9 protein-coding genes are annotated in these 11,670 nt (G+C 71.6%); 4 read left to right on the forward strand and 5 right to left on the reverse strand.

What is annotated here, in order from left to right:
* On the reverse strand, positions 1–366 hold a 366-nt coding region (locus IE153_RS40640; RefSeq protein ID WP_308432246.1), incomplete at its 3' end, for a carboxyl transferase domain-containing protein.
* 19 nt (positions 367–385) lie between these two features.
* Positions 386–1,438: a polyprenyl synthetase family protein gene (locus IE153_RS40645; RefSeq protein WP_189594698.1), complete on the reverse strand. Its 1,053-nt coding sequence runs from the start codon at positions 1,436–1,438 to the stop codon at positions 386–388.
* A 245-nt stretch (positions 1,439–1,683) separates the two neighbouring features.
* Here IE153_RS40645 and IE153_RS40650 point away from each other — a divergent pair, with 245 nt between their 5' ends.
* The 4 genes from IE153_RS40650 to IE153_RS40665 all read left to right on the forward strand — a co-directional run bounded on the left by IE153_RS40650 (position 1,684) and on the right by IE153_RS40665 (position 7,479).
* A complete protein-coding gene (locus IE153_RS40650) occupies positions 1,684–2,382 on the forward strand; it encodes a hypothetical protein (RefSeq protein ID WP_189594699.1) in 699 nt (232 codons plus the stop codon).
* Between the two features lie 131 nt (positions 2,383–2,513).
* On the forward strand, positions 2,514–4,661 hold the full coding sequence (locus tag IE153_RS40655; protein ID WP_189594700.1) for an MMPL family transporter: 2,148 nt from the start codon (positions 2,514–2,516) through the stop codon (positions 4,659–4,661).
* A gap of 323 nt (positions 4,662–4,984) precedes the next feature.
* Entirely contained in the window at positions 4,985–5,530 is a 546-nt protein-coding gene (locus IE153_RS40660; protein ID WP_189594701.1) for a hypothetical protein, read from the forward strand.
* Positions 5,527–7,479: an ABC1 kinase family protein gene (locus IE153_RS40665; protein WP_189594702.1), complete on the forward strand. Its 1,953-nt coding sequence runs from the start codon at positions 5,527–5,529 to the stop codon at positions 7,477–7,479. Before IE153_RS40660 ends, IE153_RS40665 begins: the two co-directional genes overlap by 4 nt.
* Before the next feature lie 69 nt (positions 7,480–7,548).
* Here IE153_RS40665 and IE153_RS40670 read toward each other — a convergent pair whose 3' ends face one another.
* From IE153_RS40670 to IE153_RS40680, 3 genes are all read right to left on the reverse strand, one after another.
* Entirely contained in the window at positions 7,549–8,343 is a 795-nt protein-coding gene (locus tag IE153_RS40670) for an ABC transporter permease (RefSeq protein ID WP_189594703.1), read from the reverse strand.
* Positions 8,340–9,383 carry an ATP-binding cassette domain-containing protein gene (locus tag IE153_RS40675; RefSeq protein WP_189594704.1) on the reverse strand — a complete coding sequence of 348 codons (1,044 nt, stop codon included), beginning with the start codon at positions 9,381–9,383 and terminating at the stop codon, positions 8,340–8,342. The genes IE153_RS40670 and IE153_RS40675 overlap by 4 nt, the downstream gene beginning before the upstream one ends.
* A gap of 78 nt (positions 9,384–9,461) precedes the next feature.
* On the reverse strand, positions 9,462–11,670 hold a 2,209-nt coding region (locus IE153_RS40680), incomplete at its 5' end, for an amino acid adenylation domain-containing protein (protein WP_229829435.1).

Below are 11,670 nucleotides of genomic sequence, written 5' to 3' on the forward strand. Positions count from 1 at the left end.
GGCACCGGCCGCGATGGCCATGTCCATGATCTTGTGGATCTTCGTGGCGTGGGCCTCGCCGAGGGCGCCGCCGAAGATGCGGAAGTCGTGGGCGTAGGCGAAGACCGTGCGGCCCTCCACCGTGCCCCAGCCGGTGATCACACCGTCGGTGTACGGCTTCTTGGCGTCCAGGCCGAAGCCGCTCGCCCGGTGCCGACGCAGCTGCTCGACCTCCCGGAAGGACTCCGGGTCGAGGAGGAGTTCGATGCGCTCCCGCGCGGTCAGCTTGCCCTTGGCGTGCTGCGCCTCGGTCGCCTTCTCGCTCGGGCCGTCGAGGACGTCGCGGCGGATGCGGTCGAGTTCGGCGATCCGCTCGTGCAGGGTCATGGCCGACTCCCTTGCCGGTTCAGCTGGTTCGGTGGGCGACGTAGTCGCACAGGGCGAGCAACGCGTCGCGGGCGGGCAGCGCGGGCAGTGCGCCGAGGACGGTCCTGGCACGGTCCAGGCGGCGGTACAGCACGGCCTCGGTCTCGGGGAGGGCGGGCGAGCGGGCGAACAGGTCCAGGGTGCGGCGGAGCGAGGTCGCGGGGACGGGGCCGGCCGCGAGGAGGGCGCGCAGTTCGGCGTCGGCCGGGTCGGTGCCCTCCAGGGCCAGGAGCACCGGCAGGGTGGGCACGCCGGCCAGCAGGTCGGTGCCTGGTTCCTTGCCGCTGGCGCCGCAGGGGGACCGCAGGTCCAGCAGGTCGTCGGCGATCTGGAAGGCGACGCCGAGGAGTTCACCGTACTCGGTCAGCGCCGTCAGCGTCGCGGGCGGGGCACCGGCCTGGAGGGCGCCGATGCCCAGCGCCATCGACAGCAGGGCCGCCGTCTTGCCCGCGAGCACCTGGAAGTAGTGGGCGACCGGGTCCTCGCCGGGGGCCGGGCCGGTCAGTTCGCGCAACTGCCCGGCGACCAGGCGGCCCGCCGTGCGCGCGTTGAGCTGTACGGCCTCGGGGCCGAGCTGCGCGGCCAGCTGGGAGGCGCGGGCGAGCAGCCAGTCACCGGCCAGCACCGCGGCGCGTTCCCCGAACCGGGCGTGGACACTGGGCACGCCGTGGCGGGTGCCGGCGCCGTCCATGACGTCGTCGTGGTGCAGGGAGGCGATGTGCACGAGTTCCGCGATGACGGCGGCCTGCGTGACGCCGTCCCGCCAGGGTTCGCCGAACTCGGCGCCGAGCAGTACCAGCAGCGGACGCAGCCGTTTGCCGCCGGCTTCGGCGAGATGCCCGGCGACGGCGCCGACGCGCGGATCGGCAGCGTCCCGGGCCACGGCGAGAAGCCATGTCTCCACCCGTTCCAGGGATTCCCGCAACCGGTCGTTCAGTTCGGGATCGTCCAGGGCGAGCCGGTCGAGCAGGCTTTTCTCCCGGAGTTCGGGGCGATGTCCCGCCGTGGTCCCGCTCAGGTGCCGCACGCTCATCGGAAACCCTTCTGATACGGGAGGGCGCATTGCCGAAACGCACTTTCGGATCACCACTGTCCGCAACGTCCCTGGGCGCCTCAACTGCGCTGACATGAAGGTGCCACCCGGTGCGAGGGCCTTTCCGAAAACGCGGGCCGTCAGCTTCCTGCCACATTCCGGGTGGCCGCCCCGCGATCACGTGCGCCGACGTTACGTTCCCTTCCGGAATCGTCCGCGCTGAACTTCTGTGAAAGGGACAAGAATTGCGTACCCGAATCACCCTCGGCACAATGCTCGCCGCCGCCCTGCTCACCGTCGCCGCACCCGCCGCCCAGGCGGCCGACGCCGGCTCCGGCAGCGAGGCACGGCCTACCGCCCGGTCCTGTGGCGAGCTGCGGCTGACGGGCTCGCTGCCGGTGCCGCCCGCGGGGATGGCGGTGGAGCGGGAGGTGTCGATCGGCGCGGACTGCACGGCGCGCTTCGGTGCGGTGCGGCTGGTGCAGGCGGAGAAGGCGGAGGCGGCCACCGCCCAAGCCGCGTCCGCCGTTGCCCCCGTCACGGACGGGACGCACCGCGTCTCCGGCTGGAACGAGATGTACGACTGCTGCAACATCCGGATGACCGGCCTGTACACGGCCTCCGAGTGGACCACGGGGGGCGGCCGGGTCACCGGCGCCTCGACCGAGGCCACAAGGCAGTGGAACCGCGAGCCGTGGAACGCGGGCTGGTCGCTGACGGCGGCCCGCAGCGACACCGACTGCACCTCCGACTGCGCGGTCTCCCGCACCGAGGCGCACGCGGACTTCGGTTACCGGGGCATCTTCGACGTGACCGGCTCCTGGTACGCCAACACCCACCACTCGTACGTGGACCTCGCCGCCGACGGCACCGCCTCGTGCCGCTTCGACGTGGAGCTGCGGCACACCTTCGTCGGCTGGAACTGGCGGCACGGCTGCGCCTGACCTGCTGCGTGGCAGCAACCTGCCACGCGTCCAGCACCTGAGGGCGCGCGCTTCCTACACTCGCCGAAACCCCTCACCGCACCGAACTGCCCCGTGGGCAGGCCCGGGCATCCACGTTCCCAAGGAGTCTCATGTTCGGACGGATCGGGCGGGCAGCCGTCCTCCGGCCCTGGCTGACCATCGCCGCCTGGATCGTCGCGGCGGTGGCGCTGGCCGCGCTCGCCCCGCAGCTGAAGTCCACGGGCGACCAGGCGGACTTCCTGCCGTCGCACTACGAGTCGGTGCAGGCCGCCGAGGTGCAGGAGCGCGCGTTCCCGCAGCATGAGCAGCCGGCCGCCATCGCGGTGTTCCAGCGGTCCGACGGCGGGAAGCTGACCGCCGCGGACAAGTCCGACGTCGCCGGGATCTCCTCCCGGCTGCAGGCGCTCGGCATCGACCACATCAAGCGGGTCGAGACGAACGAGCAGGCGGTCTCCCCCAACGGGCGGATCGCCCTCGCCAGTGTCGTCGCCACCGTCGAGGATCCCTACGACCCGGAGCTGATGGACGCGGTCGGGGAACTGCGCGCCGAGGCCCGGACGCTGCTGAAGGACACCGAGCTGAAGCTGGGTGTCACCGGGCAGGCGGCAAGCGCGCTCGACTCCCAGGAGGCGTCCGGGGACACCGACGCCATGATCATGTCGGCCACGCTGGTGCTCATCGTGGTCCTGCTGCTGCTCATCTTCCGCAGTCCGCTCATCGCCGTGCTCCCGGTGCTGATCATCGGGCTGGCGTTCGTCGTCGCCACCGGTCTGATCGCCACGGCGGCGGAGCTGGGCGGGCTCAAGGCGGACAGTTCCATCACCGCGATCCTGATCGTGGTGCTGTTCGGCGTCGGTACCGACTACATCCTCTTCCTGCTGTTCCGCCACCGCGAGCAGCTGCGGTCCGGGCAGGCTCCCAAGCAGGCCATGATCACCGCGGTGACGCTGGTCGGCGAGACCATCGCGTCCGCCGCCGGGGCCGTCATCGTCGCCTTCATGGCGCTGCTGCTGTCCACCATGGGCATGCTCCGCACGATGGGCCCCTCGCTCGCGATCTCCGTCGCGGTGGCCCTGCTCGCCGGCCTCACCCTGGTGCCCGCCGTGTTCTCGCTGCTCGGCACCAAGGCGTACTGGCCGTCCAAGTCCTGGCGCGCGGAGCCGAAGCATGTCCTCGCGGGCCGGGTCGGTTCGCTCGCCTCACGGCGTCCGGGTGCCGTGGCGGCCGTCACCGGCGGGGTGCTGGCGGTGCTGTCGGTGGGGGTGCTGGGCTTCCGGGCGGAGTTCGACATGAACAGCTCGCTGCCGCAGAACCTGGAGTCGGTGCGGGCCATGAAGGACATGGAGCGCGGCTTCTCCGCGGGGCAGTCCGATCCGACCACCGTCTATCTGGAAAAGGACGGCGGTTCCGCGCTGACGGCGTCCGAACTGAAGACGTTCGGCGCCGAGCTGGGCAAGGTGGAGGGCGTGGACACGGTCTCCCCCGCCGTGCCGGGGCAGGACGGACGCGTCGCCCGGTACAGCGTGGTCCTGGAGCACAACCCGTCCGGCGGCGAGGCCATCGAACTGGTCACCGGGCCGCTCAGGGACACCGCGCACCGTGCCGCTCCCGAGGGCGCCGAGGCGCTGGTGGGCGGCACCACGGCGGTGCTCGCCGACATCGAGAGCGCCGTCAGCCACGACTACAAGGTGGTCTTCCCGGTCGCGGGTGCCGCCATCATGCTCATCCTCGGCCTGCTGTTGCGCAGTGTCGTCGCCCCGCTGTATCTGATGGTGTCGGTGGCGCTCGGCTTCGGTGCCACGCTCGGTGCCACCGTCTGGCTGTTCCAGAACAGCCAGGGCAAGGACGGACTGCTGTTCACCCTGCCGGTGATCGTGTACCTGTTCGTGGTGGCGATCGGCACCGACTACAACATCCTGATGGTGGCGCGGCTGCGCGAGGAGATCGAGCAGGGCAGGTCGCCCCGGGAGGCCGCCGCGCGGGCCGTCGCCCGGTGCGTGCCGACCATCGGCGCGGCCTCGGTGATCCTGGCGGGCACCTTCGGTGTGCTGATGCTGGCGGAGAACTCGATGCTCCAGCAGATGGGCTTCGCGGTCGCCTTCGGCATCCTGCTGACCGCCTTCGTGATGGCCATGCTGCTGGTGCCCGCGCTGACGACGCTGCTCGGCGACCGCGCCTGGTGGCCGGGGCGCAAGGTCGGCTCCGGGCCTGAACCGGCACCGGCCCGAACCCGGGACGACGACCGCACACCTGTGTGACCCGTACGCCCGGCGGGCGCATCGGCGGGCGCGGAGACGCGGTCGGGAGCGGAGGCCCGCCGGAGCGTGCGCCGGCGCACTTGGCAACAAGCTGCCACGAACGCAGAGGGCAGCGTCCTCCGCTTCCTACACTCGCCGCGACCCCACCGCATCCACCCGCTGGAGGCGTCCCATGGTCCCGCCGCCCGTGTTCCCTCCGCAGGCCACGCCTCAGCAGCCCCGAGCCCGGCCCGGCCGTGCCGCAGACCCGCGGCCCGGCCGGGCCGGGCTCTGCCTGCTGAACCGCGTACGCACAGCACCGAGTAGATAGGCAGCCTCACCCGATGACCACTGACGTTCCCGTCTCCCCGGCCCACGTGGCCGCCCTGGCCACCCCGCCGCCGCCCCGCTGGGCGCGCTGGGCGGCCCACGCCGTCCCGCTGGTCGCGCTGCCTTCCTCGCTGTGGCGGCTCGCCATGGCCGCCGGTGTCCCGGTCGGTTACAGCGAGGAGGTGCTGCGCACCGACTACGACCTGCCGGGCATCGGGTATCTGATCCTGCCGATGATCAGTCTGCTCCAGGAGGCGGTGGCGCTGTTGACGCTCGGCCTGGTCAGCCAGTGGGGCCTGGTGGTCCCGCGCTGGGTGCCGGTGATCGGCGGCCGACCGGTGAACACCTGGGCCGCCGTGGTTCCCGCGGCACTGGGCGCGCTGGCCATGACGGCGATCACCATGAGCCAGTACATGGTCTGGGACACCGTCGACGAGGGCAATCTGAGGGGCGGGCACCGCGCGTTCATGGGCTGGATGTACGCCCCGCTGCTGCTGTGGGGCCCGCTGCTCGCCGCGGTGACCGTGTCCTACGCCCTGCGGCGCCGACGGCGGCCATGAGCACCGCCGTCCTCGTCCTGCTCGCGGCGGTCTCGCTGACCGTGTTCGTCGCCGGTCTCACCTCGGGTGCCCGGCGGCTGCTCGGTGTCGAGGTGGGCAAGGGCCGCGCGGCCGTCACCGGTGCGGTCGGGCTCGCCACCGGCAGCGCGGTCAGCTATCCGTTGCGCGATGTGCAGCCGATCGCCCTGATCACCCTGGAGATCGGCCTGGCGCTGCTGGTCTCCATGCTGTTCCTGGCCGCGACCGAGGTGTTGCTGCCGTCCGGCGCGATGCGCGGGCTGGTGCGGCTGCCCCGGTCGGTGTTCCGCAGATTCGCCCGGACCCGCCGCTACGCCCGGCTGAGCCGGATCTTCATGCGGCACGGTCTCGGCCGGCTGATGAGCGGCAGGTCCCGGCGCGGGCCGGGCGCCGCGGCCGAACGAGCCGCACTGGCACCGTCGTTGCGGCTGGCGCTGGAGGAGGCCGGGGTGACCTTCGTCAAGCTCGGCCAGGTGATGTCCACCCGCTACGACCTGCTGCCGCCGGAGTTCATCACCGAGCTGAGCACCCTCCAGGATCAGGCCTCGCCCGAGTCGTGGGAGGCCATCCAGGCGGTGCTGCACGAGGAGCTGGGGGCGCCGCCGGAGAAGGTGTTCGCCGAGTTCGAGCCCAAGCCGCTCGCCGCCGGCTCGATCGCCCAGGTGCACCGGGCGGTGCTGCTCGGCGGCGAGGAGGTGGCGGTGAAGGTGCAGCGGCCCGGCGCCCGCGACATCGTCGTCGACGATCTCGACATCCTCTTCCGATTCGCCGCGAAGCTGGAGCAGCACACGGAGTGGGGCAGGGCCGTGGGAGCCACGACCCTGGCCCAGGGGTTCGCGGTGTCGCTCCGGGAGGAGCTGGACTTCCGTATCGAGGCCCGCAACACGCTGTCCGTGGCCGCGGCCATCGAGCAGTCCGGCGGCGGCACCATCGTCAAGGTGCCCCGGGTGCACGGGGATCTGTCCGGCGAGCGGGTGCTGGTCACCGAGTGGATGGAGGGCGTGCCGCTGCACAGCGTGTCCGGCCTGCTCGGCGAGCGCGGCCTCGACGCGCACACGCTGGCCAAGGCGATGCTCGAGTGCCTGCTGGGCCAGATCATGACCAGCGGCGTCTTCCACGCCGACCCGCACCCCGGCAATCTGCTCCTGCTGGACGACGGCCGGCTGGGGATGCTCGACTTCGGCTCGGTGGGACGCATCGACCGGTCCTTGCGCTCCACCCTGCGCGGCATGCTGCTGGCCCTGCACCGCGGCGACCCTGCGGCGCTGTGCGACGCCCTGGTGGCCCTGGTCGTCCAGCCGGAGGACATAGACGAGCGCCGGCTGGAGCGGGCCCTCGGCCAGTTCCTGGCACGGCACTTCGCGCCGGGCGTCAAACCCGACCGGGAGATGTTCGCCGACCTGTTCGCCATCGTCTCCCGGCACGGCATCGGCGTGCCGCCGGAGATAGCGGCGGTGTTCCGGGCGCTGGCCACCATGGAGGGGTCGCTGGAGCGGCTGGTGCCCGGCTTCGACATCGTCGCCGAGGCCCGCTCGTTCGCCGTGACCCAGCATCTGCAGAAGCTGCGCCCGGAGGCGGTGGGACGCTCGCTGGCCGAGGAGGTCCTCGGCCTGGTGCCGATGCTGCGCCGGCTGCCGCGCCGGGTGGAACGCATCGGCTCCGCGGTGGAGAGCGGACGGTTCACCGTCTCGGTGAGGATGTTCGGCGACGCGGAGGACCGCAGGTTCGTGCGCTCCCTCGTGCACGAGGTACTGCTCGCCTTCCTCGGTGGGGTGATCGGTCTCGTCGGTGTGCAGTTGCTGCGGACACCGGGCGGGCCGCGGCTGGGCGAGGACCTCGAACTGTTTGAACTGTTCGGCTACAACCTGCTGGTGATCAGCTGTGTGCTGGTACTGCGGGTGCTGTTCATGATGGTCAGCCCACGCCGCTGACGGCGTGTGCACAGCTGGAGCCCGGCCCCTCTCCGGTGAACGAGGGGCCGGGCTCCGTGCGTTGGGGGTTCAGCGCTGTGCGGCGGCCTTCTGGTAGGCGCGGCCGGCCAGCGGCACGGTCACCGCGATCAGCACCACCAGCACCACCAACGCGGTGGGGATGGGGTGTTCGGCGGGAAACGCGCCGCCGCTCGTGCCCCGCTCGTTGCCGAACAGGTCACGACTCGCGGACACCACGGCGCTCACCGGGTTCCACTCGGCGATGGTGCGCAGCCAGCCGGGCAGGCCGTCGAGCGGCACGAAGGCGTTGGACAGGAAGGCCAGCGGCATCATGACGACACCGGCGAGCGCGCTCACCGCCTCGGCGTTGCGCAGGGTCAGCCCGATCAGGGCGCCCAGCCACGACATGGCGAACCCCATGAGCAGCAGCAGCCCGAACCCGGCCAGCGTCCGCAGCACCCCGTTGTGCGCCCGCCAGCCGATGAGATAGCCGACGCCCGCCATCACGGCACACGTCCAGGCCACCAGCACGGCATCGGCGACGGTACGGCCCACCAGCACCGACGAACGGGAGATCGGCAGCGCACGGAAGCGGTCCACCAGGCCGTTGTTGAGGTCGCCGACCACGCCGACGGCGGTGGTGGTGATGTTGGCGAGCATCACCTGGGCGAAGATGCCCGCCATGATGTACTCCTTGTAGCCGCCTTCCCCCGGCACCTGCATGGCGCTGCCGAAGAGGTAGCCGAAGACGACCACGAGCGCCACCGGCATCACCGTGATGCCGAGGAGTTGCTCCGGCATCCGCCGGATGTGCCGCATCTGGCGGCCGACGAGTGCGAACGAATCGCTCAGTGCCTCGGTCATACGGCCTGCTTCTCCTTGATCGTGTGCGGGGCTGCCTGGTCTTCCGCCGGGCCGGCCGGGTCCGGTTGTCCGGGGCGGCGGGCCTGCCGCGCGGCCGGTGTGCGGCCCTGCTGCCCGGTCAGGGCGAGGAACACGTCGTCGAGCGAAGAGCGGTGCACCGCGAAGTCCTCCGGCTCCACGCCGAGGCCCTCCAGGCCGGCGGCCGCGGCGCTGATGGTGCCCATGCCGTCGGTCAGCGGCACGGAGACCGTGCGGTTCTGCAGGTCGACGGCGGGCTCCCCCGGTACGACACCGGCCAGGCAGCGGGTGACGACGGCCAGGTCGGTGTCCTCGGCCACGGACACCTGGAGCCGCTCGCCGCCCACCTTGCGCTTCAGCTCGTCGGGGGTGCCGTCCGCGATGACCAGACCCCGGTCGATGACGGCGATCCGGTCGGCCAGCTGGTCGGCCTCCTCCAGGTACTGGGTGGTGAGCAGCACGGTCACGCCGCCCCGCACCTGCTCGCGGATCATCTCCCACAGGGTGAGCCGGCTGGTGAGGTCCAGGCCCGTGGTCGGCTCGTCCAGGAAGAGCACCGGTGGCCGGGCGACGAGACTCGCCGCCAGGTCGAGCCTGCGGCGCATACCGCCGGAATACGTCTTGGCCTGCCGGTCGGCGGCGTCCACGAGGTCGAACCTCTCGAGGAGCTCCGTCGCGCGGGCCCGCGCCCCGCGCCGGCCCAGGTGCAGCAGGACACCGATGAGCTGAAGGTTCTCCCGGCCGGTGAGCCGCTCGTCGACCGCCGCGTACTGGCCGGTCAGGCCGATGTTCGCGCGCACCTGACGCGGCTGTGCCGCCAGGTCGTAGCCCGCGACGACCGCCCGGCCCTCGTCGGGCTCCAGCAGGGTCGTGAGGATCCGCACGGTCGTGGTCTTGCCGGCGCCGTTGGGGCCGAGCACGCCGAGGACGCTGCCGGTGGGCACGGACAGGTCGATGCCGTCCAGCGCCTGGTGGTCGCCATAGCGCTTGCGGAGGCCTTCCGCCGAGATTGCCGTTTCCATGACGGCCACTCCTTCTGGTTACGAATCGGTACGGGGTTCGGTTGGGCCCGGTCGCCTGCGCCGTGGATGCACGGCGGCTCAGGAGCGGGCGGTTTCCGCGGCGAGTTCGCCGAGCCGCTCCAGGACGACCCGGCCGATCTCGGCCGCGGGCTGCGGCTGCAGCAGATGACCGTGGTGGGCGTCGACCGGGTGCGTGGTGACGGCGCCGGCCACATGCGGCCGCCAGGCGGCCACGGACTCGGCCGTCTTGCGCATCGGGTCGTCGGTGCCCACCGTCGACACGAACAGCAGCAGGTCGCCGTCGAAGCGCCGGGGCCGGTAACGGGCGCTCAGCTCGTGGTTGTTGATGCCGACCTTCATGAAGGCGGTGATGTGGCGCTCCTCCAGGCTGCCGAGCGCGCTGTCCCGGCCCCGGATCAGCTCCATCGCCCGTGCGTGGTCGAGGGGCTCGCCGCGCAGTTCGTCGAGGTCGTGACCGACGAAGTCCAGCAGGGTCTCGAGGATGTCCCGCTCCGTCGGCGGTACGTAGTCGTCGTCCTTCCACGACTCGTCGTACGGGGTCTGGTCGAGGTCGGCCAGCAGCGCGACCCTCTCTCCCGCCTCGGTGAGCTGGGTGGCGATCTCGTGTGCGACGAGGGCGCCGAAGGACCAGCCGAGCAGGTGGTACGGCCCGGACGGCTGCACGCCGCGGATCTGTGCCACGTAGTCGGCGGCCATCTCCTCCACGCTGGCGTGGATGTCCTCCCGGCCGTCGAGTCCGCGGGCCTGGAGCCCGTAGACGGGATACTCGGCGCCTATGTGCTTCAGCAGCGTCGAGTACGGCCAGCTGAGCCCGCCCGCTCCGTGCACGCAGAACAGCGGCGGCCGGTCGCCGCCCGTGCGCAGGGGCAGCAGCATCTCGAAGCCGTCCCCGTCCTGGCCGGTGCCCAGCCGGTCCATCAGCTGCGCCACCGTGGGCGTCTCGAAGATGCCCCGGTTGCCGATCTTCACACCGAGCACCGAGCGGATCCGGCTGACCAGCTGGATGGAGGTGATGCTGTCGCCACCGAGCTCGAAGAAGCTGTCGTCGATGCCGACCCGCTCCACGTTCAGCACCTCGGCGAACAGCCCGCAGAGCACCTCCTCCTGTGCCGAACGCGGCCCGCGTCCGACGGTGTCGGTGTCGGTCTCCGGCGCGGGAAGCGCCCTGCGGTCGAGTTTGCCGTTGACGGTGAGCGGCAGGGTGTCCAGCGCCACGAACGCGGCCGGGACCATGTAGTCGGGCAGGGCGGCCAAGACGTGGGCACGCAGAGTCTCGGTGTCGAGGGCGCGGTCGGGGGCGGGGACGACATAGGCGACGAGGCGTTTGACGCCCGGCTGGTCCTCGCGGACGATCACCGCCACCTGGGCGACCAGTTCATGTCGGCCCAGCACCGTCTCGATCTCACCGAGTTCGATACGGAAGCCGCGGACCTTGACCTGATCGTCGGAACGGCCCAGGTACTCCAGCTCACCCTCGCGGGTCCAGCGCACCACATCCCCCGTGCGATACATGCGCGTGCCGGGAGTTCCGTGAGGGTCGGCGACAAACCGCTCCCCCGTCAGACCCGGCCGGCCCAGATAACCGCGCGCCAGACCCGCACCCGCCAGATACAACTCCCCCGCCACCCCCGGCGCGACCGGACGCAACCGGTCGTCCAGGACGTGGACGCGGGTGTTGGGAATCGGCCTGCCGATCGGCGGCACCCCGCTGCCCGGCTCCAGCGGCGCGGACAGGGTCGCCACCACCGTCGACTCCGTCGGGCCATACGCGTTGACCATCCGCCGTCCCGCGGCCCAGCGCTGCACCAGCTCCGCCGACGTGGCATCACCGCCCACGATCAGCGACTCGAACGCCGGGAACTGCCCCGCCGGAACACTCGCCAGCGCGGCCGGCGGAATCAGCGCATGCGTCACGCCTTCACCGGCCAGCACATCAGCGAGCACCTCCCCGGCCAGCGGACCCGGCGGCGGCACCACCAGCGCCGCGCCCGCCGCGAACGCCATCACCAGCTCCAGCACCGACGCATCGAAACTCGGCGACGCAAACTGCAACACCCGCGAGTCCCCAGAGACCGCGAACCGCTCCACCTGAGCCGCCGCAAACGACGCCAGACCCTCGTGCGTGACCACCACACCCTTGGGCCGCCCCGTCGACCCCGACGTGTAGATCACATACGCCGGATACGACAACTCCACCGACACACCGGGCCGTTCAGACCCGTACACCTCACTCGGCACAGGCAGTTCGCGCAGCACCAGCACCGGC

It is taken from the genome of Streptomyces massasporeus, assembly GCF_014648995.1.
Taxonomy (GTDB): Bacteria; Actinomycetota; Actinomycetes; order Streptomycetales; family Streptomycetaceae; genus Streptomyces; species Streptomyces massasporeus.